This is a genomic window from Dyadobacter sp. (genome assembly GCF_017744695.1).
GTDB lineage: Bacteria > Bacteroidota > Bacteroidia > Cytophagales > Spirosomataceae > Dyadobacter.
In genome coordinates, this window is sequence record NZ_JAGIAS010000004.1 from 377,939 (window position 1) to 404,198 (window position 26,260).

At 48.1% G+C, this 26,260-nt stretch carries 26 protein-coding genes; 4 read left to right on the forward strand and 22 right to left on the reverse strand.

Features of this window, described 5'->3' with window-relative positions; genetic code table 11:
- The first annotated feature begins 44 nt into the window (after nt 1-44).
- The gene (locus J7619_RS17690; protein WP_291201254.1) at nt 45-911 is read left to right on the forward strand and encodes a UDP-2,3-diacylglucosamine diphosphatase; all 867 of its coding nucleotides are present in this window, start codon (nt 45-47) and stop codon (nt 909-911) included.
- A 2-nt stretch (nt 912-913) separates the two neighbouring features.
- Nucleotides 914-2,035 (forward strand): glycosyltransferase family protein, encoded by a 1,122-nt coding sequence (locus J7619_RS17695; RefSeq protein ID WP_291201257.1) that lies wholly within the window; start codon nt 914-916, stop codon nt 2,033-2,035.
- A 21-nt stretch (nt 2,036-2,056) separates the two neighbouring features.
- Here the strand turns inward: J7619_RS17695 and J7619_RS17700 are convergent, their stop codons facing one another.
- From J7619_RS17700 to J7619_RS17725, 6 genes are all read right to left on the reverse strand, one after another.
- Nucleotides 2,057-2,530 (reverse strand): hypothetical protein, encoded by a 474-nt coding sequence (locus tag J7619_RS17700; protein WP_291201259.1) that lies wholly within the window; start codon nt 2,528-2,530, stop codon nt 2,057-2,059.
- A 10-nt stretch (nt 2,531-2,540) separates the two neighbouring features.
- Nucleotides 2,541-3,119, reverse strand: coding sequence for a hypothetical protein (locus J7619_RS17705; protein WP_291201262.1), 579 nt, complete (start codon nt 3,117-3,119; stop codon nt 2,541-2,543).
- Nucleotide 3,120: 1 nt separating this feature from the next.
- Nucleotides 3,121-4,407 carry an LVIVD repeat-containing protein gene (locus J7619_RS17710; RefSeq protein ID WP_291201265.1) on the reverse strand — a complete coding sequence of 429 codons (1,287 nt, stop codon included), beginning with the start codon at nt 4,405-4,407 and terminating at the stop codon, nt 3,121-3,123.
- Nucleotides 4,408-4,599: 192 nt separating this feature from the next.
- Nucleotides 4,600-5,832: a serpin family protein gene (locus tag J7619_RS17715; protein WP_291201268.1), complete on the reverse strand. Its 1,233-nt coding sequence runs from the start codon at nt 5,830-5,832 to the stop codon at nt 4,600-4,602.
- A gap of 98 nt (nt 5,833-5,930) precedes the next feature.
- A complete protein-coding gene (locus tag J7619_RS17720) occupies nt 5,931-7,478 on the reverse strand; it encodes an outer membrane beta-barrel protein (RefSeq protein ID WP_291201271.1) in 1,548 nt (515 codons plus the stop codon).
- Nucleotides 7,447-8,016, reverse strand: a complete 570-nt coding sequence (locus J7619_RS17725) for an RNA polymerase sigma factor (protein WP_291201273.1) — start codon at nt 8,014-8,016, stop codon at nt 7,447-7,449. Before J7619_RS17725 ends, J7619_RS17720 begins: the two co-directional genes overlap by 32 nt.
- 247 nt (nt 8,017-8,263) lie before the next feature.
- Between J7619_RS17725 and J7619_RS17730 the strand changes: the two genes are divergently transcribed.
- On the forward strand, nt 8,264-8,560 hold the full coding sequence (locus J7619_RS17730) for a muconolactone Delta-isomerase family protein (protein WP_090149248.1): 297 nt from the start codon (nt 8,264-8,266) through the stop codon (nt 8,558-8,560).
- Nucleotides 8,561-8,621: 61 nt separating this feature from the next.
- On the opposite strand, the gene J7619_RS17735 is transcribed toward J7619_RS17730, so the two are convergent.
- Complete coding sequence (locus J7619_RS17735) at nt 8,622-9,107, reverse strand: GAF domain-containing protein (protein WP_291201276.1); 486 nt, start codon at nt 9,105-9,107, stop codon at nt 8,622-8,624.
- Between the two features lie 144 nt (nt 9,108-9,251).
- Between J7619_RS17735 and purU the strand changes: the two genes are divergently transcribed.
- Complete coding sequence (purU, locus tag J7619_RS17740) at nt 9,252-10,085, forward strand: formyltetrahydrofolate deformylase (protein WP_291201279.1); 834 nt, start codon at nt 9,252-9,254, stop codon at nt 10,083-10,085.
- A gap of 141 nt (nt 10,086-10,226) precedes the next feature.
- On the opposite strand, the gene J7619_RS17745 is transcribed toward purU, so the two are convergent.
- The 15 genes from J7619_RS17745 to ilvD all read right to left on the reverse strand — a co-directional run bounded on the left by J7619_RS17745 (nt 10,227) and on the right by ilvD (nt 26,170).
- Nucleotides 10,227-11,381: a 2-isopropylmalate synthase gene (locus J7619_RS17745; protein WP_291201282.1), complete on the reverse strand. Its 1,155-nt coding sequence runs from the start codon at nt 11,379-11,381 to the stop codon at nt 10,227-10,229.
- A gap of 263 nt (nt 11,382-11,644) precedes the next feature.
- On the reverse strand, nt 11,645-12,715 hold the full coding sequence (leuB, locus tag J7619_RS17750) for a 3-isopropylmalate dehydrogenase (RefSeq protein WP_291201285.1): 1,071 nt from the start codon (nt 12,713-12,715) through the stop codon (nt 11,645-11,647).
- 27 nt (nt 12,716-12,742) lie between these two features.
- Entirely contained in the window at nt 12,743-14,305 is a 1,563-nt protein-coding gene (locus tag J7619_RS17755) for an alpha-isopropylmalate synthase regulatory domain-containing protein (protein ID WP_291201288.1), read from the reverse strand.
- A gap of 106 nt (nt 14,306-14,411) precedes the next feature.
- Nucleotides 14,412-15,008, reverse strand: a complete 597-nt coding sequence (gene leuD / locus J7619_RS17760) for a 3-isopropylmalate dehydratase small subunit (protein ID WP_291201290.1) — start codon at nt 15,006-15,008, stop codon at nt 14,412-14,414.
- A 32-nt stretch (nt 15,009-15,040) separates the two neighbouring features.
- Nucleotides 15,041-15,400 carry a four helix bundle protein gene (locus J7619_RS17765; RefSeq protein ID WP_291201293.1) on the reverse strand — a complete coding sequence of 120 codons (360 nt, stop codon included), beginning with the start codon at nt 15,398-15,400 and terminating at the stop codon, nt 15,041-15,043.
- Between the two features lie 65 nt (nt 15,401-15,465).
- On the reverse strand, nt 15,466-16,869 hold the full coding sequence (leuC, locus tag J7619_RS17770; RefSeq protein ID WP_291201296.1) for a 3-isopropylmalate dehydratase large subunit: 1,404 nt from the start codon (nt 16,867-16,869) through the stop codon (nt 15,466-15,468).
- Between the two features lie 180 nt (nt 16,870-17,049).
- Nucleotides 17,050-17,355 (reverse strand): type II toxin-antitoxin system RelE/ParE family toxin, encoded by a 306-nt coding sequence (locus J7619_RS32285; protein ID WP_409012743.1) that lies wholly within the window; start codon nt 17,353-17,355, stop codon nt 17,050-17,052.
- Nucleotides 17,345-17,551, reverse strand: a complete 207-nt coding sequence (locus J7619_RS17775; RefSeq protein WP_291201299.1) for a hypothetical protein — start codon at nt 17,549-17,551, stop codon at nt 17,345-17,347. Before J7619_RS17775 ends, J7619_RS32285 begins: the two co-directional genes overlap by 11 nt.
- 61 nt (nt 17,552-17,612) lie before the next feature.
- The gene (locus J7619_RS17780; protein WP_291201302.1) at nt 17,613-18,461 is read right to left on the reverse strand and encodes a response regulator transcription factor; all 849 of its coding nucleotides are present in this window, start codon (nt 18,459-18,461) and stop codon (nt 17,613-17,615) included.
- A gap of 14 nt (nt 18,462-18,475) precedes the next feature.
- Entirely contained in the window at nt 18,476-19,531 is a 1,056-nt protein-coding gene (locus tag J7619_RS17785; RefSeq protein WP_291201305.1) for a hypothetical protein, read from the reverse strand.
- A 130-nt stretch (nt 19,532-19,661) separates the two neighbouring features.
- Complete coding sequence (gene ilvA / locus J7619_RS17790; RefSeq protein WP_106595785.1) at nt 19,662-20,918, reverse strand: threonine ammonia-lyase IlvA; 1,257 nt, start codon at nt 20,916-20,918, stop codon at nt 19,662-19,664.
- A 101-nt stretch (nt 20,919-21,019) separates the two neighbouring features.
- Nucleotides 21,020-22,066: a ketol-acid reductoisomerase gene (gene ilvC, locus J7619_RS17795; RefSeq protein WP_223405917.1), complete on the reverse strand. Its 1,047-nt coding sequence runs from the start codon at nt 22,064-22,066 to the stop codon at nt 21,020-21,022.
- 64 nt (nt 22,067-22,130) lie between these two features.
- Nucleotides 22,131-22,664 carry an acetolactate synthase small subunit gene (gene ilvN, locus J7619_RS17800; RefSeq protein ID WP_106595787.1) on the reverse strand — a complete coding sequence of 178 codons (534 nt, stop codon included), beginning with the start codon at nt 22,662-22,664 and terminating at the stop codon, nt 22,131-22,133.
- 19 nt (nt 22,665-22,683) lie between these two features.
- Complete coding sequence (ilvB, locus tag J7619_RS17805) at nt 22,684-24,444, reverse strand: biosynthetic-type acetolactate synthase large subunit (protein WP_291201315.1); 1,761 nt, start codon at nt 24,442-24,444, stop codon at nt 22,684-22,686.
- Nucleotides 24,445-24,484: 40 nt separating this feature from the next.
- Nucleotides 24,485-26,170, reverse strand: a complete 1,686-nt coding sequence (gene ilvD, locus J7619_RS17810; RefSeq protein WP_291201318.1) for a dihydroxy-acid dehydratase — start codon at nt 26,168-26,170, stop codon at nt 24,485-24,487.
- Nucleotides 26,171-26,260: the final 90 nt, after the last annotated feature.

Below are 26,260 nucleotides of genomic sequence, written 5' to 3' on the forward strand. Positions count from 1 at the left end.
CTGCGAATAATATCCAGTTAATATAAAATGAGAAAATTTGTATCATGGGAGATACAACTCACTTTCGGACTATCATTATTTCTGACGTTCACCTCGGAGCAGGAGGGTCGAAGGCAGAAGAGGTCACCAATTTCCTGAAAAGCTATACATGCAAAAAGCTTATCCTGAATGGCGACATTATCGACGCGTGGCAACTGAAAAAGTATGGTGTGTGGAAACGCAAGCATACGCTGTTTTTCAAACGCGTGCTGAAAATGATAGAGGACAACAAAACGAAAGTGATCTACATCCGGGGTAACCACGACGATTTCCTCGACCAGATCATCCCGCTACGCCTCGGCAAGCATTTCCAAATCCGCAAAGATTACGTGTTAACGTCCGGCACGCAGCGATTCTACGTCACGCACGGCGACGTTTTCGACTCCATTACCACCCATTTGAAATGGCTGGCTTACCTCGGAGATATCGGTTACACATTCCTGCTATGGGTTAATAAATTTTACAATAAATATCGCGCATGGCGCGGTCTCTCCTATTACTCTTTATCGCAACGTGTGAAGCAGTCGGTGAAAATGGCTGTGAATTACATGACCGACTTTGAAGAGAAATTGACCGAGCTCGCCCGCTCGCGTAACTGCGATGGCGTGATCTGCGGGCATATTCACCACCCGGCGATCCGCGAGATCGATGGTATCAAATACATGAATTCCGGCGACTGGGTAGAGACCCTGAGTGCGCTGGTGGAAGATTTCGACGGCAACTGGAGCCTGCTCTACTATGATCAGCAGCAGATCGTCGAAAAACCTGTAAAAAAAACGAGTACCAAAAAAGTCGTTGAGAACTTCCCCGGCATGGAAAAGCAGGTGGCGTTCACCGGTTTTCTGACGGGGCGGAATCAGCGCTATCTATAATCATGAGAATCCTTTTTCTGGTTCAGGGAGAGGGCCGGGGGCATTTGACGCAAGCCATTTCGCTCGGCCAGATCCTGCGTGGTGCAGGACATAAGGTAGTGGGTGCGATGGTGGGAACGTCTCCGGGCCGGAATATTCCATCATTTTTCCAGGAGCAGATCTTCGCCCCGGTGCATCATTTCGCTGCACCCAATATCATTTACAAAGCGCACGGTGGCGGCATGAACGTGGGCAAGACGATCGCCACACACCTCGCGCATTTACCCAAATATCTCAAAAGCTTACATCGTATCCACGAAACGGTCCGGCAGATCAACCCCGACCTGATTGTGAGCTTTTACGATACCTACGGCGGGTTGTACAATATGATTTATCGCTCGGGCATACCGATGGTTTGCATCGCGCACCAATACCTTTTACTTCACCCCAAATTTATTTTTCCTGAAAACAGCCGGATCAACCAGTTTCTGATCAACCTCAACTCCAAATCGACCTCCTGGCTTTCGGCTAACCGACTTGCATTGTCGTTCCGGGAAATGCCCTCGGCGCCTGATTTGAAAATCACGGTGGTACCGCCGCTGCTCCGCAAGGAAGTTACCCGGCTCACTCCCCAAAATGGCTCTTTCATACTCGTTTACATGACCCACCACAGCCTGAGCGCTCAGGTCATCGACTGGCACCGAAAACACCCGGAGGTGCAGCTACATTGCTTCTGGGATAATGCGGACGCCTCGGAAGAGTTTGTTTTTGACAGTACACTTACGTTCCATCAGATCAACAGCGAAAAATACCTTCGTATGCTCGCTACCTGTCGCGCATTGGTGACGACAGCTGGTTTCGAATCCGTTTGTGAGGCCATGTATCTTGGGAAACCCGTCATGATGGTACCGGTGCCGAACCATTTTGAGCAGGAATGCAATGCAATCGACGGGGTAATATCCGGTGCGGGGGTAATGTCCAAATCGTTTGACCTGTCGGTGATTTTTGATTATCTGCCGAAGCACATCGACCAGTCGGAGAAATTCAGGGATTGGTATAACCGCGGACAACAGCTGTTTGTACGGGAAATCGCGGAATTTGAGAAATCAATCAATATCAGGCGGAAAATACAATCGGAACTTTGATATTCTCCGCCCGAATACCTCTCATTTATCCTTTTTGAACACAAGCTGTTCCGGGTTTTGATCAAATTTGAGGATCAGTTTATCGGACTGCACGTGATAGCTTCCTTTGGCCCCCGTCGAGTCCGACGGCAGCCATGCTTTTCGGCTCCATTCAGGCTCACCAACTTTACTTCCACCAAAGCTGGTAATTTTGACAGTACAATTCGCGCCAAGCGTATAAGCGCCGGTAACCGTATTCACAAACGTATGGCCTGAAATCGTCCCACTTTTCTGATCGTCCGAAAAGGTGAAAACTACACTTTTTCCACTGATTCCAGGGTCTTTGTCTATTGCACCAGTGGCAGTGTTCTGAAAATAGTCCAGCCGCCAGGTCCCGGCCAACGACGCGATTTCCGAACACGGAGGCATCGCGCAACAATCCTTGTTATTTCCGCACTCAAATGCCGTCAGGGCAAGAAAAACGAGGCAGATAAGCAAATACACAATTCTTTTCATGGCATATAATTTAAAAACTGATCCCTAACCGCAAGGCGAGCCTGTTGTAGACCCTGTCCTCAAACCTCTCCTTTTGATCCCACAACGGCACTTTTGTAACATGCGCCTCCTGACGTTTGTAGGTCAATGCCAGCGTAAATGCAGCAGATCCCGGCTTTCCCGCCTTAATGCCCAAGCCCGGATTGACCATCAGGCCACCCTTCGTATCGAAGCCCTCGGAATCATCGTGAAACCAGGCAAAGGCGTAACCGGCATCAACCGTGCCAAAAAGCTGCACATTTTTCCTCCCGACCAAATCATAGCGCACGCCTCCCGCGACAAGGTTCAGTAATGCCGCCTTGTACCAGTCCATTCCAAGGGTTACACCGGCAGATAGCCGGCGATTCAATTGCACGCCGTTAAATGTCTGGATCGTGAGGCTCGTCTTGCTATCGACCTGTTCCTGGTTTCCTGTATAAGGATTGCTATATTTAACCCTGCCGAACAGTCCGCCAAATTCGGTATGGTTCACGAACCTGGGACTGTTTGCCGTTTGCGCATTAGCCGCCGTAGCAGCAAGCAGCAACCATAAATACGCGATCTTTTTCATATCAAATCGCTTTTCCAACCGGAATTTTACCCAGTAACCGCAAATCTTTCGGATTAGAAGAATCATATTGATAAAAACCATCCTCGCCGATCAGCAGCAAAGTTTTACCGAGGGAGATCACGTCATATGCGTGCATATCCTTGAAGTGCGCCAGCAGGTTTTTATCCACTGAGAAGCGCTCGCTTACATCGAATACTTTCAGGCCATGTTCGCCTTCACAGAGGAAAAGCGTCGGGAAATCCACACTAAGGCCGTGCGGGTTTTCCATTTGGTAACTTTTGATTAACTGCGGCGCGGAAGGATTGCTCACATCCACGAGATCGAGCTGGTTCTGGGCTCCCCCGCACGCGGTACCCGTACGCAATGTCACATACGCCACGCCCTCGTGCACCACTACAGGATCACACGCGCGGCCGTGCCGGAACATCGAAAGCTGCTTCGGCTCCGCAGGATCAATATTGTCGTAGATAAACATGCCCGACGAAGAACCGATGAACAGTTTGTTGTCGTAAGGAAAAATAGTTTCGATGCCCCATCCGAGATCTATTGTTTTAAAGTCAACCGGTTGTGAGGGCTTGTCGATCTTAAACAAATGCATTCGGCTCTGGCCGACGGCATAGAGAAAATTGCGGTCGAGTGCGAAACGGGCCATAGAGCCGCCCTGTCCGCTGGTGCTACCCGAAGACTGCGGCGAAGCCGACGACGCGCTACTGAGAAATGCCCTATCCGCAAACAACCAGCCGCCCCACCATGATGTGGGCGAAATATTGTCTTCGCAGTTCACGGCCACGGTTTCTTCTACCCATTCGACATTCTGATCGGAAATCGCGCCTATCGTTTCATTGAGTGCCCAGCTGCCTCCGTCGAAAGTACCTGTTTGAAAAACATTTTTAACACGGCCCACTTCTTTGGGCGCAGTAGGGTCGGTAATGTCGATCGAAACGAGGTCGGAATAGCTATCGGCATAAAGAATGTTATCGCGTACGGCGATATCGCCATTACCGGGGATATTGATAAATGTTATAAATTTGGGGCTGGCAGGATTCCCATTGTCAATGATATGAATCCCCTTTTTGATTTCATTGACATACAAATACTTCCCTTTCACATACATCTTTCCAGGTTGCTCCAAAGTACGTGGCGCTTCCGCCTTTACTTGTGTCCTGAGCTCCATCAGGGAATACGTAACGTTACTGAAACGGCGTACAACGCGCGTTTCCTTACATTGATCATTACACGACCAGCAGAGCCATGCTACGATACATAACAGTAAAAGTTTAGGTTTCATACGGTTAGGCATTAGAGGCTAGTAAAAGTGATGTTTCAACTTGGGTAAGTGCAGGACACTATTTTTTTGTAATTAGTTGGAACACAAAACAAAATCGTCCGAAAGCAAGGCCTTCGGACGATAACGCACCCCGAAAATACCGGCGAACCGGTATTTTTTATCTTTGATATTTTTAAATGCTTTTCAACCTACTTATTTCGATTCCGGATTATTGATCCTTCCTGCGAAAAGAATAGTATTGGAAGTGCTTTCACTGATCACCAGACCAAAAGGTCTATCACAGATAAAGCGTGGCGGCTCTGGTTCAGCCGAGGTAACTCCTACACCGATCGACGTGACCGCTGCTGCCTCGGTTCCCTTTTCATCGATGCCCAGGTATGCATCTTGCTTCACAAAATCAACATACAGCTTTGCTGTTTTGTTGATTTTACCCAGTTGAGCACTGTCATCAAATGCGCGTTTAATACCCATTCCCTTCAATGTCTCCTTCAATTGCGCCGAGTATTTGAGCGTGAACTTTGGCAGGCCTATTGTGATGCCGCGCTCTGTCATTTTTCCCGCATTCAATTGCGCCCACTCATCCGAGGTAATTCCTTTCAGCACTTCATCAATTGTATTCTGGCCTCTCGGAATTAGCACCGTCATATTGAACTGGCCGTTGGCGTAAGGAAGACGAACTGCGTCGTAATTGCTTCCCGATCCAACTTTGAAGTCGGATTCGGCAAACATCATTTTTACGTTTTTGCTCTGTCCGTTTTCAAGCCTGAATGGTGTGTCCCGCGTGTTACCCGCATCAAACTTCGTTTGCCAGTCTCCCTTGAAGTACAATGCATTCAGAAGAAACATGACATGCTGCTGCTGGATCTTATCGAGGACCTTTGGTATTTTTCCGTTTGTCTTATCGCTTGCCCATTTGTTAATTCGGTCCTTTGCGGCATCGTCAAATGGCAAGCCTGTCACTTCCGATTCGAATGAATTTTTCAAAACAGATTGAAAATCATTTTCAACCGAAAAATCGTTTCGATACCAAACCGAATTTGCTAATCCTAAACTCACTTTTGAATCGGCAACCGGCAAATCGTTAATCAATGTCTTATATGCCGCATTCAAATCAGCCAATGCAACTGCATCCATTTTCAATGCTTTTTGGATTTCGCCGGCGGTTTCTTTTTCCGCCCCGTTCAAAAGCATTCCCAAAGCCATATGCAAGCTGAGTGGTGATACAAAGAAATTTTCCTCCGCAGGTTGCGTTTTTTGTAATGCGTGAATGAATTCAAATGCAAAAGTGGTGGTCCCGCTCGAAACCGAGGCCGGTATTTCCACCGGATTCACCTCGTTATCGGGACTAACTTTGTCATTTGTGCAACCAAACAGCATCGCTGCTGCCAGCATCGGAATGGTGATAGATTTCTTTGAAATTTTCATGGCTAACAGATGCAAGGACCTTTTCCTTCTCCACAATCAACCCACAAATCGATAGATTCAAACCAGTTGGTAATGGTTGGAATCTTTTTTGAATTATCTCAAAAAGAATAGCGAACGGACCAGGATACTCCGTATAAATAAGGATGCGAATCGAGGCTTTGATTGGATTTGAAACCCGATGAGACAGCCTTTTGGTATGAACCCGTCAGGTTAGCAGCCCAGTTTGAAGAGAGCTTGTAATTTAATCGCAATCCCGTTGTCGCGGCCCAATTTGTACCACGGTAAATATCATCGCTCGCTGTGGTCCTGATAATATCTCCGGACGCCGATTCCAGTTCGTTTACCAGAAAGAAATTGGCCATCATCCCACCCAGCACCGAATAGCTGAATTTCTTGTCCGGATTTAATGTAAACCCGGCCTGAACCGGCAATTGGAGGTATTGGTAATTATTGCTTACTTTCTTGGCCACATCAATATATAATGCACCATTATTGAAGCCCGCCGCTTTATCGGCAGCCGGACTATTCGCCGCGGTGTTCAAGCCCGCCAATGCATTCTCCAAAACATTCGAAGACAAACTGTTGTAGGGATTCAGCACATAACCTCCACCTTCGTAAGCCGAATTACCCCGGAGGTAGCTTATCCCGGTTTCCACAGACCAATGTTTCGACAACCGCACGCCGCCCTGGGTCTGTACCGCATACGAAGCCCGTGCTTCACTTGATCCGGTGGTCGCCCGCCTTTGGCTCACCGACTGTGCTGAAAAAGCCATAGGTGCTTCTTTCAGCTGCACATCCGGGTTAAACGATGCCGGCATCACACCCACTCCCGCAAAATATTCTTTCGGCTTTTTCTTCTTTACAGGCTCTTCAATTTGCAAGTGAGGGCGGAAGAAAACATGGCGTTTTTGTACATATACGTCCAGGTCGCTGTAAGGCAAAGAGGCCAGCAGCTGCGCTGAGATCGTTTTATTTTGATCCTCCCATCCGGCCGCGTTACTATTTCCTGCCGCTTTTACCACGGCAATTTCCGAAGGCTGCACGTTTTCAACAGCCACAGAGGCTGAATTAATTACCTCATTCACAGAGTCATATTTTGCAGCAGGTCTCTGCGTATCGACACCCACTCTCACACCGGCCTGCTCAATCGCGGAGTTTGCAGTTTTGGCAAATGTATTTTCGCGCTCCTCATTCGCATTCCCGTTTCTCGCTGCCGCAATCTCTACCCTTGATTCGATGGGCTCTTGTTGCCCAGCTTTTATTGATGCCGTTTTAGGCCCGCCTGCGGCAGCCACTTTCTCCGTATTCGGACTCTCACCCACGGACGGAGCATGTTGAGCCGTTTCAGCACTTTCACTTTCCAATACACCTGCTGGTTTTCTGGTTACAGCCACTTGCGGGCTGTTACTATCGGTTTTAATACCCGACAACCAAAGTCCGCCGCCTACCAGCAGCAATGCAACGATCGACGCGGCGGCATACCACACTTTCGGTGACTGCCACCACATCGGAACAACCTTCTCCTGCTCCTTGTCAAGACGCGCTTCGATACCCTCCCACACAGACGGCGGGGGAGTTTCGCAAGCCTCCTGCAAGGCCTTTCTCCACTGATCCTCAAAATTGTTTATGTTGGACGGATCCATCATCAAATCTTTTTTCTTTGTTCAACTTCTGTTGAAGTAAGGTCCTGGCCCGAGAGTATTGTGACTTGGACGTTCCCTCGGAGATACCCAACATCTGGGCAATCTCATTGTGCTGGTAACCTTCAATCGCGTACAGATTGAAGATTGTCTGGCAACCGGGCGGCAATTCGCGGATCATTTCCATGAGTTGCTGCATCTGGAAATTCCCCAGCGTGAATTCCCTGTCCGACAAACCATTATGATGTACATCTATATCGTCGAGCTCTTTCAGGTATTTCTGCTGCCTCAAATGGTTCAGCGCCGTATTCACGACCACCGACCTAAGCCAGTATTCCAGCGGGCTGTCGCTCCTGAAAGAATCTATGTTTTCGTAAATCTTGATGAAGGCATCCTGCAACACATCCTCCGCATCGGCGCGGTTTTTCGTGTAGCGCAGACAAATAGCGAACAACTTACCCCCAAAAACATCATACAGCTGTTTCTGGGCGATGCGGTTGCGCTGCTTGCAGCCTGTCACCAGTTCCTTTTCGTTAAACGTCATCCGAAGGTTAGGGGTGCTTCGTTCGGGTTGTAAATAAATTCAGCACCTCTATCCATAAGATAGCCGATTACTGTTGCGTTATGATCCGGCCCGCTCTCTCGAGTCCGTCGTAAATTGTCTGACACCCTCATTATCAAAATGGTTGGAACACCTCAAAAAACTATTGCCAAATGTTCGGTACATTACGCTAAGGAACTATTCAGAAGCGCATATCATTTAATAAGTACAACCTAAAATCTATCGCCCCATGAGCCAATATATGGTTGAAATCCAGCTGCCGGCTGTCATGTCGGAAGATTTCACAGCAAAAATACCTGCTCAGAGAAAAAAGATTAATGAACTGATGGAGCAAGGAAGGCTGATGTCTTATGCTTTGTCCGACGACTATTCGAGACTCTGGTGTGTGGTTCGCGCAGAAACTGAATTTGAAGTTATGTCGCTCGTTTCGGAATTTCCGCTGATCGATTATATGGATCCCAAAATAACCAAGCTTATGTTCAATAATGTGGTAGCTCTTCGCTTGCCCATGTTTTCATTGAACTGACACTAATTGAAGCTATTTTGTTGCCTCGTCGGCTATTCCGACGAGGCATTTTTATTAGCAATCAGAGTTTCCTGGTAATCAGGGAGGCTATTTTCTCCAAGGCTTCCTGATCGGTTTCATTGAAATCGTCGAGCTGATCGCTATCCACGTCCAGCACCATGGCAACGGTTCCGTTTCTGTGAAAAACCGGCACTACTATTTCGGAACGCGATGCAGAGCTGCACGCGATATGGCCTGGAAACTGCTCCACATCGGGCACGATAATCGTTTCCGCACGCGTATAGCTGGCGCCGCATACACCCTTGTGGAACGGTATGCGCGTACATGCAATCGGCCCCTGAAAAGGCCCCAATACCAATTGTCCTTCCTTAACTAAATAAAACCCTACCCAAAAAAAGCCGAGTGCTTCCTTTAAAACCGCAGTTATATTCGCGAGGTTAGCCGTAAGGTCACTTTCATCGGCAATCAGCGCTTCGATTTGTGGAAAAAGCACTTCATAAACTTGTCTTCTGCTTGTATCCGTCGGTATGAATAATGTTTCTGCCATAATCGTAAAATACTTTTCGATTTCTGGTTAACACAGATGCCTTTTGAATAGTTACAAATACGATGAAAATGCGCTCTCGCCCAGCCTTTAATAGCATTCATCCGTCGTATATTTGAGGCCCACTAAGCGTTAGAAGTAGACCCCATGAGTCAAAGACATATCTTATTAATGGACGGCCCCGATCATAAGGGGCTGATCTATCATGTTACCCGCATTCTCTTTGCCCATAATCAGAATATCATTAGCAACGACGAGTACGTAAGTCCTTCGCGCTATTTCTTTATGCGTACAGAATTTGAGGGAGACACGGATATACCCGAATTATTAAAAGCGCTACAATCCGAATTACCGGGCGGACTGAACCTGCGGATTAATCCTAAGAAGAACAAGGATATTGTGCTGATGGTCACCAAGGAGCACCATTGCCTGGGCGAACTGCTCATCCGCTATGCATTCAATGAGCTGGATGCCACTATTCTGGCAGTCGTAAGTAACTATAATACCTTACAGCCACTCGTGGGCAAATTCGGGATACCGTTTCATTTTATTTCACATGAAAATAAGAGTCGGGAAGAACATGAAGAAGCGATACTGAGGACATTAGATATTTACCGTCCCGATTACGTGGTGCTGGCCAAATACATGCGTATCATCACGCCACAATTTGTCGAGCGCTTTCCAAACCGGATCGTGAATATTCATCATTCGTTCCTTCCTGCATTTATCGGGGCAAACCCTTACCGGCAGGCATACGAACGCGGGGTGAAAATCATTGGAGCAACCGCGCATTTTGTAAATAATGATCTCGACGAAGGTCCGATCATTGCGCAAGATGTGAAGGAAGTCGATCACAAACTGACCGCTTCGGATATGGCTACTTTGGGAAAAGATACGGAAAAAGCAGTGTTGTCGAAGGCACTGAAACTGGTGTTTAACGACCGGGTTTTCATTCACCACAACCGTACCATTATCCTATAAAACAAAGAAAAAGCCCTTAGTCAGAATCACCGAGGGCTTTTTGCAATCTGATGGATGTTATTGAATATGTAATCTTACAAAAAATTCTTTAAAACATCAAATTCAGATTCAAGCTGTTAACTAATTCTAAGGATATTCTAATTAAACTGCTTCTGCTGTACGCACCAGCTCAACCAGATCCCCGTCGTTTACTTCTTTCTTGATATCGGCTACTTCGAGAAAGCGCGTGTACAACTCGTCGAGCACAGGTTTTTCGAAAGAGAATCCAAGTAACTCCAGACGGTGCTTCAATGCATGGCGTCCGCTGCGTGCTGTTAACACGATGTCCGACTTATCAACGCCCACATCCTGCGGGTTCATGATCTCGTAGTTCAGGTTGTTTTTCAGGAAGCCGTCCTGGTGAATACCCGATGAGTGTGCAAATGCATTGCGCCCAACGATCGCCTTGTTTGCCTGCACCGGCATGCGCATCATTTTCGACACCAATTGGCTGGTCGGATAGATATGCTGCGTGTTAATGCCCGTTTCCAGGCCCAACTCCTGGTGCACTTTCAATGCCATTACCACCTCTTCCAACGAAGTGTTACCGGCACGCTCGCCGATACCGTTGATAGTCACCTCTACCTGACGCGCGCCCTGATTGATACCCGCGATAGAGTTCGCAGTTGCCAACCCGAGGTCGTTATGGCAGTGGATCGAAATAGTGGCTTTATGAATATTCGAAACATGTTCGAATATGTATTTGATTTTGTTTCCGTACTCGTCAGGCAGGCAGTAACCTGTCGTGTCAGGAATATTAACTACCGTTGCCCCCGCACCAATCACCGCTTCTACCAGTTGGGAAAGGAAAGCGAGGTCGGCACGGCCTGCATCTTCACAGTAAAATTCCACATCTTCCACCTTGGTTTTAGCATATTTCGTAGCCGCGATCGCTCTTTCGATGATTTTCTCGCGGGTCGTGTTGAATTTATGCTGAATGTGAATGTCCGACGATCCGATTCCGGTGTGGATCCGTGCCCGTTTAGCATACTGCAATGCATCCGCTGCCGCGTCGATATCGCCTTGCACCGCACGTGAAAGCGCACAAATGATCGGCTCACGCACAGCTTTGGAGATTTCTACCACAGAACGAAAATCTCCGGGACTTGAAACCGGGAAGCCGGCTTCGATGATATCTACCCCCAGCTTTTCGAGTTGTGTGGCAACAACAATTTTTTCCTCTGTGGTCAATTGGCTGCCCGGCACCTGCTCGCCGTCTCGTAAAGTAGTGTCGAAGATCTGAACTCGATTACTCATTGGTGGGTATTAATTTTTTTATGGGACACGAATTTAACAATATTTCAGGCAATATAAAACCCTTTCCTTGTCACGGGAAAGGGTCTGTAACTTATCAAAACATAACCTTTCCCGGCCTCACGGTAGCTGCTGGAGATTGAGAATGAGGTTATCTTGTTGGCTCATGTTCATGTTGCGAAATTTCGCTCACCGCGATTTTCTTCTGCAAAGAAAGCACAAGTTTTGAATGCAACAAATATTGTTTGGCAAAACTTTGAAATTTTTTAAATTCTTTTCAAAAGCTCTTCGCCAGCCTGTTGGGTATTCAGGATCTTGTCAGCCGGTGTGGTTACATCGGCAATGTCACGAGTTCTGAAACCATCTTTCAGCAACTTGTCAACCGCCGAAATAATCGCTTCCGATTCTTCTTTCAAACCAAATGAAATATCGAGGAGCAATGCAGCAGAAAGTACTGATGCCAAGGGATTTGCAACACCTTTACCGGTAATGTCGTGGGCTGAGCCGTGGATCGGCTCGTAAACGCCGGTGCTATCGCCAACAGACGCCGAAGCGAGCATTCCCATCGATCCGGCGATCTGGCTAGCCTCGTCGGTAAGGATATCTCCGAACAAATTAGCAGTCACAACTACGTCAAAACGCTTAGGATCTTTGATGAGCATCATCGCCGCTGCATCCACGAACTGGTGCTCAACGGTAATGTCCGGATATTCAGGAGCCAATGCCTGAACCACTTCACGCCACAGACGGCTGGTCTCGAGAACGTTTGCCTTATCTACAGAGCAAAGACGTTTTCCACGCGTACGCGCGGCTTCGAAAGCTTTACGAGCAATGCGCTCTACCTCGTAACGGCTGTATTCCGCGATGTCGTAGGCAGTATTGTTGTCGTTTTTGCGGCCTTTTTCTCCAAAATAAATATCGCCGGTAAGCTCACGGAAGAAAAGGATATCCGAACCTTTCAAAATTTCAGGACGGATAGAAGAAGCCCCCAGCAACTCATCGAACAACTTGATCGGACGAAGGTTAGCATACAAACCAAGCTCCTTACGCATTTTCAGCAAGCCTTGCTCAGGGCGAACTTTGGCAGTAGGATCATTGTCATATTTCGGGTGACCAACCGCACCAAAAAGGATCGCATCGGAATTACGCATCTTTTCCAATGTCTCGTCGGGAAGCGGGTTACCTGTCGCTTCGATGGCCACGTGGCCCATCAATGCTTCGTCGTAAGTGAATTCATGACCGAATTTCTCGGCGATTTTTACCAACACTGCCTTTCCTACCTCTGTAACTTCTTGTCCGATTCCGTCGCCCGGAACGATAAGGATATGCTTTTTCATTAAGTGGTTTAATTGATAATCAACAAATTATAAAGTAATGATTGGCTCGGGGGTAATCTTATGATCGGGAACACCGATCAGGTTCAGCATTTTCTGGGTAGCCTTGATCGCCGCAAACGTCTGATCTGAGTCCAAACCACGCGTTTTGACTTCCTTGCCATTGATTTCCCAGGTAATGATCGTTTCGCACAATGCATCTGTCTTACCACCCGGCGGAATCCGCACGGTATAGTCGCTCAGCATAGGCAGGTCGATTCCCTTTTTTGCGTAAATCTTCTTCAATGCATTCATAAATGCATCGTATTGACCGTCGCCCTGCGCATTTTCCTCAAAAACCTCCTCGCCAAAAGATATCTGCAATGTGGCAGAAGGTTTCAGGTTTTTAGAATGCGTGAGCACGTAATTGGTAATAACGACCTTTTCTTCGATCGCGTCACTATCGAGAATATCGGAGATAATGTAAGGCAAATCCTCCGGCGTTACCACTTCCTTGCGGTCGCCAAGCTCGATAATGCGTTGCGTTACCTTTTTAAGGTCTGCGTCTGAGAGCGAAATCCCCAGATCGCGCAGGTTGTTTTCGATATTCGCCTTTCCGGAAGTTTTACCCAATGCATACAAGCGCTGACGTCCGAAACGCTCCGGCATCAGTTTGCTGAAATAGAGATTGTTCTTTTTATCACCATCTGCATGAATACCGGCAGTTTGCGTAAAAACGCTCTCCCCTACAATAGGTTTATTCGCAGGAATGCGGATACCCGAAAACGTCTCCACCAGCTTGCTGATCGAGTACAGCGACTTTTCATTCACGGCCGTCGTGCATTCGGGCATCAGGTCATTGATCACCGCGATCGTGCTCGCAAGCGGTGCGTTACCTGTGCGCTCGCCCATACCGTTCACCGTCAGGTGTAACCCATGCGCACCTGCGCGAAGTGCTTCCATCACATTTGCCACGCTCAGGTCATAGTCGTTATGTGCATGGAATTCGAAATGGTGGTTCGGATAACGATCCACAATCTCCTTCACGAATGCATATGACTCGGAAGGGGTCAGAACGCCCAGTGTATCAGGCAATAAGATGCGCTTTACAGGCAACGTGGTCAGAAAATCCAGTGATTGGAATACATATTCTTTCGAGTTACGCATTCCATTGCTCCAATCTTCTAGGTACACATTGCATTGAATGCCCTTAGTCTCTGCGAGTTCAACTACATTCCGAATATCTTCGAAATGCGCTTCCGGCGATTTTTTGAGCTGATGGGTCAAATGGTTCAGCGACCCTTTCGTGAGGAGGTTCATCACTTTCGCACCAGCCTGCACCATCCAGTTAATGGACGCATCGCCGTCGACAAATGTGAGTACTTCTATTTTATCCAGAAAACCATTCTTCCCCGCCCAATCCGTGATTTTCTTAACCGCCTGAAATTCTCCCTCCGACACACGTGCCGAGGCCACTTCAATGCGATCGACCTTCACTTCCTGCAACAGGATCTGGGCGATGGTCAGTTTTTCTGATGCGGAAAACGACACCCCGCTGGTTTGTTCACCATCGCGGAGTGTCGTGTCCATTATTTCAATGTAGCGACTAGTCATAAGCGGCTGTCGGCGGTCGGATTTCGGCTATCGGCGGTCGGGTGTTGGCTGTCAGAAAAATGTGATAGCCAATTGCCGATTGCCGACGGCCGATAGCCGATTGCCGTTAAAATATTCTCTCTGCTTCAAACTCCTTGATCTCTCCCTTCATAGCTTGCAGATAATCGATATCGTCGAAGCCGTTCATCAGGTTATGTTTTTTATAACCATTGATGTCAAAGGACTCTTTTTCTCCGGTAGCGACGATCGTAATAGTCTGCTCAGGCAGGTTCACTTCCAGTTCTGCATTCGGATCAGCCTCGATTGCTTCGAATATTTCGTTCAAAAATTCAGGGCTCACCTGCACCGGCAAAATGCCGATATTCAATGAGTTACCTTTGAAAATATCTGCAAAAAAGCTCGAAACCACGCAACGGAAACCGTAGTCGTAGATCGCCCACGCAGCGTGCTCACGACTGGAACCGCTACCGAAGTTGTGGCCTCCTACGAGGATCTTACCGGAGTAAATAGGGTTGTTCAACACGAAGTCCTGCTTCGGCGTATCGTCGCCGTTGAAGCGCCAGTCGCGGAAGAGGTTGTCGCCAAATCCTTCACGCTTGGTCGCTTTCAGGAAGCGTGCAGGGATGATCTGGTCGGTATCGACGTTTTCGATCGGCAAAGGTACTGCCGAGCTTTTCAGTATGGTGAATTTATCGTAAGCCATTGTTTAATGCTTTATGCCCTAAGCTTTAAGCTTTAGGCTTTTTTTGTAATGCTTTTTTCCAGATTGTACAGCATTCTCTTTATCAGGTTAATTCTTTCGTTCAGTGATAAATAATCCGTTTCTGAAAGATATTTTAAATCCTTTGAGAGCTGTAAGAGATATTCAACTTCGTGGGCAGAACCCAATGAAATATGTATGAATCTTGCGAACTCCGAGTCTGTCGTTCTGCCACCTCCCTCTGCTAAATTCGTTGGAATTGAAACAGATGCCCTCCTGATCTGCGAAGTAACACCATATGTTTCATTCGACGGAAATTTTCGCGTTTTGGTGTAAACATCAAGAACAAACTCATGGCTAACTCTCCATACCTCATACTTCCTGAAATCTCTCATAGTGTGTTAATTGTAATCTGCTTTTAGCTTATAGCCTATCGCCTAAAGCCTATCGCTTAATACCCTCAAAGCAACGTCCTCGGATCCGTAACCACGCCCGTTACCGCTGCGGCGGCGGCTACGAGCGGGCTTGCGAGCAACGTACGTGCGCCTGGGCCCTGGCGACCTTCGAAGTTACGGTTGGAGGTACTTACCGCATACTTACCGGCAGGGACCTTGTCGTCGTTCATTGCGAGACAAGCCGAGCAGCCAGGCTGACGCAATTCGAAACCAGCTTCGGTCAAAATATCCAGAATACCTTCTTCTTTAATTTGTGCCTCCACAATGTGCGAGCCCGGAACGATCCACGCCGTTACATTATCAGCCTTCTTGCGGCCCTTCACGATTGAAGCGAATGCTCGGAAGTCCTCGATACGGCCATTGGTACAGCTACCGATGAAAACGTAATCGATTTTCTTGCCTAGCATATTTTCGTTCTCATGGAAGCCCATGTAGTTCAGCGACTTATCGTAAGTAGCCTTACCACCTTCTACCTGATCCGAAGTAGGGATCGCGCGGGTGATACCCTGGCCCATTCCCGGGTTGGTACCGTACGTGATCATCGGCTCGATGTCGGCTGCATCGAAGTTATATTCTTTGTCAAAAACAGCGCCTTCGTCTGTTTTTAAAGTCTTCCAGTAAGCCAATGCCTTGTCCCACTTCTCGCCCTTCGGAGCCTGCTCGCGGCCGTTGATGTAGGCAAAAGTCGTTTCGTCGGGAGCGATCATACCGCCGCGGGCACCCATTTCGATGCTCATGTTGCAGACGGTCATACGGCCTTCCATCGACATATTTTCGAAAACATCCCCTGCATACTCAACGAAGTAACCCGTCGCACCGGCAGTTGTCAATTTCGAAATGATATAAAGCGTCACGTCTTTCGGCGTCACGCCTTTGCCCAGCTGGCCATTTACGTTTACACGCATTTTCTTCGGCTTGGGCTGCATAATGCATTGCGACGAAAGTACCATTTCCACCTCCGAAGTACCGATACCGAACGCGATCGCGCCGAAAGCACCATGGGTAGAAGTGTGCGAGTCACCGCAAACGATAGTCATACCTGGTAGCGTAATACCATTCTCAGGTCCCACCACGTGGACGATACCATTGCGGGCGTGACCCAATCCCCAGTGTGAAATGCCGTATTTCGCAGCATTCGCTTCGAGGGCTTTCAACTGATTGGCTGAAAGCGGGTCCTGAACCGGAAGGTGCTGGTTAATGGTCGGGGTGTTGTGGTCGGCCGTCGCGAAAGTACGCTCAGGGTACATCACACCGATACCTCTGGTTTCGAGTCCTAGGAAAGCAACGGGGCTCGTTACTTCATGGATAAAGTGGCGGTCGATGAAGAACACATCCGGACCATCCTCGATTTTACGGACAACGTGGGCATCCCACACTTTGTCGAAAAGGGTACTCGCTTGATTACTCATTTTGATTAAAATTAGAATTTCGCCTCGTCGTTCGGCTTCAAAGAAAGAGCTGATAATCAACGCCTTTCTCAGAAGGAGAACCGACATTACAAATTACCGCATATTTAAACGAATATGTATAACGGTAACGGTTCAAAAAATAGTGATTTTGGTTTGGGTGTAGGGTTTGAGCGGAAATCTTTATTCCAAATCGTCATGTTCCATCAGCGGCTCTTGCCGATTGTCCCAAAAGAAAAGAACGTGTATTTGATCACCTTCGACTTCGTAGAAAAATGAGCAGTTCTTGTGAATCCAGCCTTTGCGAACGTTTGGATTTTGCCGGGTGCCTTTGAAGATGAAAGGAGTGAGACTTATCGTATCTAAGACATGAATTACCCTGCGGTTAAATTGCCTGGCAACGTTTTTACCAAACCTTGATTCAATTTGGTCATAAATGGCATCGAATGTTTCGACGGCCGTGGGCGCCAAGATCACCTCATAAGTCACTATCCGGTTTTCTGTTTCTGAATTCGTCCAATGTCATGTAATGACCGGCCTGTATCTCCTCCCTCCCGGTCTGAATTCCTTTCAACACGTGTTCCGGCAGTTCTTCGTCTTTGTAAAACGGAACTTGCATTGCTTCCAGAAAAGCGATTACCGCCTTTTCCTGATCTTTGGTCGGATAAACGTGTATTGCCTCCATTTGCTGATTCCAATATTAGTGTAAACAAAGATAGTCATTTACCTTCATTGGCACAGCCCCTTCACCCCTGCCGTTTCGGCGTCGTCCCGTACTTCTCTTTATAAGTCTTGATAAAATGCGAAACGCTCTCGTAACCGATCTCGGTACTGATCTCCGACACGTTCTTCGTACTATTCCTCAACAGAAAATCGGCATAATCCAGCCGCTTGTTTTTCAGCCATAATGCAGGCGAAGTGTTGAATTCGTCCTGAAAGTCCCGTTTAAATGCGGAGAGGCTACGGCCGGAAAGGCGTGCAAGCTCATTTAGCGTCAGCGGTTTCAAATAGTAGCTGTTCATTAAAAACGAAAGATCTACCTTTTCACCTTTATACAGGCTGTACAAAATACCCCGCAGCTGGCTTGAATTATCCAGCTCCATTAAATGAAGCAGCAGTTCCTGGAATTTCAGTCTTAGAAAGTGGTTCTTCAACTCCGTCCGCGAGCGGAAATAAGGGAATACCGATTGGATGAACTTCTCGAAGTTATCATCCGACTTCAAGAGCAAAATCGGATATTCAACGCTTTCAGCATTTTTTTGCACATCGAAAAGCTCCGGGTGCAGACCCACGAATTCTTTTAAAAGCTTTTCATCAAAGAAGAAAACCAGACTTTTATAAGCCTCGTGGATGGACTCCGACATCAAGTAAAAACCCCTCTGAATGAACAGAATATCCCCTTTTTCGACATGCACTTCCTGGGTCGGACTGGTAAATTTCTTCTCACCTTCCAGCACTACAATCACCGCATGCTCCTCAAAAAACACATCGTATTTGGAAGGATACACCTCATTCCGATACGCCACGAAGGTCATGTCCTGAATTTTCAGGGACTCGAATTCCTGGGAGCTGATATCGGATGGTACGCGGAGCATGGTTGGGCAGAAAGTTATTTCCGGCTTTTGAAAAGTTTGTTCAGATTGAGGTAGTAGTTCAAACTGATGCGCGGGCGATTGAAAAACGTAACCTCGTCTGAAACCAACGATGAAAAATTTGCAAAATGGGAGACTTCGAAACTGAATTGCCTCCGAAAAGAAACTCCAACATGCGGCCCCAAAATGGACGTTCGCCAGCTATCCAAGGGAAAGCTGTATTCAAAACCAATGTTAGGTCGAAAATCACCAGAACCCATGTAAGTTCCTGCACCAAGCTCCAAGGTATTCAAACTGATTTTTTCGTCCGGGATGTAATTGTACACCTTGCTCACAGAGATACCGGGCATTGTCGCAAACAGTATCTTGAAATACCTGTTGTGAAATCTTCTCGGCAAATTCACACGCAATCCAACCCCAAATGTAGGCGTTGCTCCTAAGTTGACATCGGTTTCCTCCCAGGCTTCAATACCGCCCATCACAAATGCATCTATCTCCATTTCCGATTCGGCAGCAACGCCTTTGCTCTGCTTTCGCGAGGTATTCACCCCATTGTATCGGTCGACATAACGCCCCAACTCCTTCGCAGAATAGCCACGAACAGGGCCATTGTCGGCACCGTCGCCAAGCAATACAGGCAATTGGCGCACATACTCGTCGTATTGAATGAGGTACTTTTTCCCGCCAGTTAGTCTGTAAAAAGGATAATTGAACAATTCCGTCAGCTTCCCGTCTTTTTCCAGAAAGAAATGCGACTGTTCAGTCGGATCCAGGTATTCCAATAGGGTTGCTTTGGGGCCTGAGGTTATCTCCCGTAAATAAACGGTTACCGAGTCCTTAGCCTCGAGAGACGGAGCCAACTCGTAGGTTTTGCTCAAATCGATGTTTAGTATCCCAATTCTTTTACTGACATAATGCTCGCTGAGCGGCGCAAGGTAGAACTTAGCTGCTATGTCCGGGCCTACTTTTTCGATTCCACCATCCTTCTCCTTCGTGAAATCGATGGCCATCGGGCTCGTACCCCAGCCGTCGTAACGAATAAATCCCCTGACCGTGTCGCCTTGGGGTGACACAATATAGCTATTCAGCATCTTTCCCTGCCCAAAGCTGCGGGAAAAGGCCATCAAAATAACTAACGCACCGACAAGTACACAATGCGATTTTCGTCGTAAACCTGAGCTCATAGAAAATACCCTCTATTTTTTACACCATAAACTGAAACAAATCCGGCTGATCATTCAAATACTCGTAAACCACCCGGTTCGCATCCATTCGCTCGATCAGCGGGGCAAAGTCTTCCCGGCTTTTCAACTCAATACCGACCAATGCAGGTCCCTGCTCCCGGTTGGTTTTCTTGACGTATTCAAATCGAGCAATATCATCATTTGGTCCGAGGACATTCAAAAACTCCCGGAATGCACCGGAGCGTTGCGGGAAGCGGATAATGAAATAATGCTTCAACCCTTCATAAAGCAACGATCGCTCCTTGATTTCCTCGGTGCGGGTAATGTCATTGTTACCGCCGCTGATCAGAACTACGACATTCTTTCCCTTAATATCTTCCTTAATCAAATCCAATGCAGCCACGGTCAATGCCCCGGCAGGTTCGGCGACGATCGCTTCTTCATTATAAAGTTGCAGGATCGACGAGCATACCTTTCCTTCCGGCACAAGCAGGATTTGATTCAAACTCTTGCTGCAAATATCAAACGTAATGTCGCCTGCACGCTTCACTGCCGCTCCATCCACAAACTTGTCGATATTATCCAGCGTTACTACATGCCCCTCCTGAATGGATTTGTGCATAGTTGGTGACCCTTCAGGCTCCACACCTATGAGCTGTGTTTTAGGGGAGAGTTGTTTGAAAACCGTGGAAATGCCCGACGCCAACCCGCCTCCGCCAATAGCCATCAGCAGGTAATCGATTTTGAAATCGGCGTCTTTAAAAATTTCCAGACCAACGGTCCCCTGGCCTTCAATCACCTGCAAATCATCGAATGGATGCACAAAAACGGCATTGGTACTGTCGCGGTAGGCCATCGAAGCGTGGTACGCGTCGTCATAGGTATCACCTACCAAATGGATTTCAATCCATTCCTGACCAAACAGTCTTACCTGCTTCACTTTCTGGGCCGGCGTGGTGGTAGGCATAAAAATCGCACCTTTCACCTCCATTTTCCGGCACGCGTATGCTACGCCTTGCGCGTGGTTGCCCGCGCTCGCACACACGACCCCGCCCGCGAGGGCTTCGGGCGTGAGGCTCGCCATTTTGTTGTAGGCACCGCGGATTTTGTAAGAGCGAACGGTTTGGAGGTCTTCTCTTTTGAGATAAATATTAGCCCCGTACTGCTCCGAAAGATGTGCATTAAAAAATATCGGTGTGTGGTTAATCACCCCGCGCAGGCGTTCGGCGGCGAGGAATATGTTATCGAGAGTCGGAACGGAATGTGAAGTGCTCATAAATGATTCTGAAACAAAAGAGCTTTGCAAAAAGCAAAGCTCCATTTTCTATCCCGTTGCCGTTGACTTAAGTCAACGGCAACGGATTATTTTTGAAACAATTAGTTTCTTTCTGGGCGAAGACCGCGAACAGTAGAACCTGCCTGCCACATTTCCGATTCGCGCAATTCAGCCAATTCAGCTTCCAGCTTCACGCGGTAGTCAGGCTGTGAGTTGCGGGTGATAGAGATTGTAGCTTGCTCGCCGCTCTTTACAGAGTTGTAAAGTTGCTCGAAAACAGGCTTGGTAGCGTCGCGGAAAGGTTTCCACCAGTCCAAAGCACCACGCTGTGCAGTAGTAGAGCAGTTAGCGTACATCCAGTCCATACCGTTTTCTGCAACCAATGGCATCAACGATTGAGTCAGCTCTTCAACAGTTTCGTTGAATGCTTCCGATGGTGTGTGGCCATTTGAACGCAACACTTCGTATTGTGCAGCGAAAATACCCTGGATAGCACCCATCAAAGTACCACGCTCACCGGTAAGGTCGGAAGTTACTTCACGGTAGAAATCAGTTTCGAACAGGTAACCTGAACCTACACCGATACCCATTGCGATACATTTCTCACGCGCTTTGCCGGTAGCATCCTGGAATACCGCGAAAGAAGAGTTCAAGCCTTTTCCTTCTACGAACAGGCGGCGAAGTGAAGTTCCCGATCCTTTTGGAGCAACCAGGTACACATCCACGTCAGCAGGAGGAACGATGCCGGTCTGATCTTTATAAGTTACACCGAAACCGTGTGAGAAATACAGTGATTTTCCAGCAGTAAGGTGTTTTTTAACAGTTGGCCAAAGTTCGATCTGAGCTGCGTCAGAAAGCAAGTAGCAAATGATGGTTCCTTTTGCAAGCGCCTCTTCGATGTCGAAAAGGGTTTCGCCTGGTACCCATCCGTCAGCAACGGCTTTGTCCCAAGACTTACCACCTTTACGCTGACCAACGATTACATTGAAACCGTTGTCACGCATGTTCAAGCTTTGGCCTGGGCCTTGTACGCCGTAACCAATTACAGCGATGGTTTCGTTAGAAAGTACTTCGCGTGCTTTTTCAAGAGGAAATTCTTCACGGGTTACTACTTCTTCTTCGACCCCGCCGAAATTTAATTTTGCCATTGATTATTGATTGGATTATTGATTTACTACGAATTTAAAAGCAATACTACTAAAAACTGGCCGACTATTGGTAATACTCCCACTCAGCTTCGGGCAGATAATCTACCAGTGTCTGAGGCGATTTGCTCACCGCCACCCGCCCCGAGCGAACGAATTCGAGGATCTCGTGGGGTTTGATATAGTCGAAAAATTCAAAGATCTCTTCTTCGGTACCGGTCTTCTGGATGATCACATAAGTGAGGTGCCAGTACACGACCCAGGCCTTGTAAGTCTTGTTGATCGTCTCGATATCGAGCGGCTTGGCGCCGATCGGCGTCGAAACCTTGAACAATGCGATCTCGTTGTACGCGATGTCCTCATTGAGGTACCCGAAAACCGCGAGTACTTCAATAATCTTGCGGATCTGGCGGACCAGTTTCTCTACTGCGTCGCGCGACTCATGGCGGATGACGATCGTAAACCGGGAAATACCCTTACGCTCGGTTTCCGAAACGGTTAAGCTGTCGATATTGATCCGTCGCCGGGTGAATATCGTTGTGATCTTGTTGAGAATACCGATTGTATTTTCGGTAAAAACACAAATGGTGTATGATGTCATAATTTCCTTCTCTTTTATATTATTCCAAACGGATATCTGCTACACAGGCACCCGTTGGCACCATCGGGAACACGTTTTCCTCTTTCTCAACCAATACTTCGAGCAGGTAAGGCTTGTCGGAAGCCAGCATGGTGTCCAGCGACGCGTGCAAATCCTCGCGTTTCGCGCAGGTATGGCCATCGATACCGAAACCTTTTGCGATCGTAATGAAATCCGGGTTTTGCAACTCCACGAACGAATAGCGTTTCTGGTGGAAAAGCTGTTGCCACTGGCGTACCATTCCGAGGAAGTTGTTGTTCAGAATGATAATCTTCACCGGCAGGCCGCTTTGTGCAATCGTACCCAGCTCCTGAATGGTCATCTGGAAACAACCGTCACCGATAATCGCAACTACTTCACGGTCGGGCGCACCCACTTTCGCTCCGAATGATGCCGGCAATGCGTAACCCATTGTTCCCAAACCGCCCGAAGTAATGTACGAGCTCGGTTTTTTGAACTGGTAGTAGCGTGCCGCCATCATCTGGTGCTGGCCTACATCTGCTACGATCACCGCTTCACCTTTGGTTTTATCAGAAAGCGTGCGGATTACTTCCGCCATTTTGATTTTCTCCGTGGTAGGAGCCAATTCCGGCTGCGTGATTTTCTGGTCTTCAATGGCGTCGTACTTCTTGAATTCTGCTTTCCAAGCTTCGTGATTATTCTCGTTCACCAATGGAAGCAACAATTCCAACGCAATTTTAGCATCACCCACTACGGGTGCATCCGCCTTCATGATCTTGTCGATCTCCGCCGGGTCGATTTCAATGTGTACCACTTTGGCCTGTTTCGCATAGCGGCTCAAATCACCGGTAACGCGGTCATCGAAACGCATTCCGACAGCGATAATGAGGTCGCATTGGTTGGTCAGGACGTTGGTACCGTAGTTTCCGTGCATTCCCAGCCAGCCTACATAGTTGGGATGGTCAACCGACATGGAGGAAAGCCCCAGCAAAGTCGATGCAACAGGAATATCCGTTTTTTCAACGAAGCGGATCAATTCTTGTTCCGCACCGGCAATCTGCACGCCGTGACCTACAAACAGGAATGGGCGTTTCGCCTGGTTGATCAGCTTCGCAGCTGCCGCCAGTTGCTCTTCTTTAGGAGCCATGCGCGGGTGATAACTCAGCAATGTTTCCACCTTTTTGTGTACAAAAGGCTTAGTCATCAGCTTCTGCTGTGCATCCTTGGTAATATCAATCAAAACCGGCCCCGGACGGCCTGATTTTGCTATATAAAATGCCTTGGCAATGATTTCAGGGATCTCATCCGCATTGGTGACCTGATAATTCCATTTGGTAATGGGAATCGTGATACCCATTACATCCGTCTCCTGGAATGCGTCGGTACCGAGCAAGTGCGAAGCGACCTGGCCGATAATGCAGACCATCGGCGTCGAGTCGATGATCGCGTCGGCGATACCTGTCACGAGGTTGGTAGCACCCGGGCCCGACGTTACCAGACAAACCCCTACCTCACCTGTAATGCGTGCAAAGCCTTCCGCCGCGTGAGCAGCGCCTTGCTCGTGGCGCACGAGAATGTGGTTGACCTGATCCTGATAGTCATAGATCGCATCGTACACCGGCATAATCGCGCCGCCCGGATAGCCGAAAATGGTTTTCACCCCTTCCGCAATCAGCGACTGGATCACCGCATGCGAGCCATTGATCAGCTCCGGCTTGGCCACCGAAACCACCGGTTCCGAGCCCTGAATTGTTGCAGTTTGATTTTCATTAAATCCCATGACCTCTATTTTATTTAGTCGGATGAATCTTCACTAATGCTTACGCTTCGTCAGTCACGCAACCTTCGCTGGCTGATTTCACGGTTCTGATATATCTTCCCAGCATCCCTTTCGTAAAGCGTGGCGCGGGTTGTACCCAGGCTGCTTTGCGGGATGCCATTTCTTGGTCGGAAATGTGCAGGGTCAGTACGCGGGTATTGGCGTCAATAGAAATTCGGTCGCCGTCTTTAACCAATGCGATTGGGCCGCCGTCAAATGCTTCCGGGGTAATGTGGCCCACTACGAAACCGTGTGTGCCGCCTGAGAAACGACCGTCGGTGATCAATGCGATCTTGTCGCCCAATCCTGCACCCATTACCGCAGAAGTAGGTTTCAGCATTTCCGACATACCCGGACCGCCTTTCGGGCCTGCATTACGGATTACCACCACGTGGCCGGCTTTAATTTCACCTTTGGCAAGCATTTCGATGATCTCCGATTCGTGCTCGCACACTTTCGCTTCGCCGTCGAATGTCAGACCTTCCTTACCGGTAATTTTCGCAACCGCTCCTTCTGGCGCCAGGTTACCGTAAAGTACCTGAATGTGACCTGTCTGCTTAATCGGCGTTTCGATTGGGAACACCATTTTCTGGGTTTCAAAATTCAAGTCAGGTGCTTCGGCGAGGTTTTCGGCGACAGTTTTACCCGTAACTGTCATGCAATCTCCGTGAATGAGTCCTACGGAATACAAATACTTGGTAACAGCGGGAACACCCCCGATTTCCAGAATATCTTCCATAAAGTATTTACCGCTAGGTTTCAAATCCGCGATAAACGGCGTGCGGTCTGAAATCGCCTGAATGTCATCCAGAGTCAAAGGAATACCCGCTGCGCGAGCGATTGCGAGGTAATGCAATGCCGCGTTGGTAGAGCCGCCGAGCGCCATTACCACTGTCAATGCGTTTTCCAGTGATTTTTTAGTAATAATATCTTTCGGAGTAATGTTCAGTTCGAGCAATTTCTTCATAGCCGCACCGATCTTCTTGCATTCCTCCTGCTTGCCTTCGTGGGTAGCCGGGTAAGAGCTGCTGAATGGCAAGCTCAATCCCATTGCCTCGATCGAAGAAGCCATCGTATTGGCCGTGTACATCCCGCCGCAAGCGCCCTGGCCAGGGATCGAATTCTGGATTACTCCTTTATAATCTTCGTCAGAAATATTGTTGGCAAACTTCTTGCCTAATGCTTCGAATGCCGAAACAATGTCCAGCTTCTGTCCTTTATAATGTCCGGAACGGATCGTTCCGCCGTACACCATAATGGCAGGACGATCCAAGCGGGCCATCGCCATAATAGCGCCAGGCATGTTTTTATCACAACCTACGACCGCGATCACACCATCATACCATTGTGCAGCCACCACGGTTTCGATCGAATCCGCGATAATGTCGCGGCTCGGCAGCGAGTAACGCATACCGTCGTTTCCGTTGGTCATACCATCCGAAACACCGATAGTGTTGAAGATCAGGCCGACCATATCATTCGCATTCACCCCTTGTTTCACATACACCGACAAACCGTTCAGGTGCATGTTGCACGGATTACCTTCGTAACCAGTGCTGGCAATCCCGATCTGGGGTTTAACAAAGTCTTCTTCTTTCAAACCAATTCCATAAAGCATCGCCTGCGCGGCCGGATTGGTTACTTCCTGGGTTAGGGTCTTCGAAAATCTGTTTAATTCTGTCGCCATTGGTGAATGATTGTATTTAAAATAAAAACACCCCACTCGGTTGGGTGAGTGAGGTGCCAGTTATGTGCTATCATCCCACTCACGCTTGCG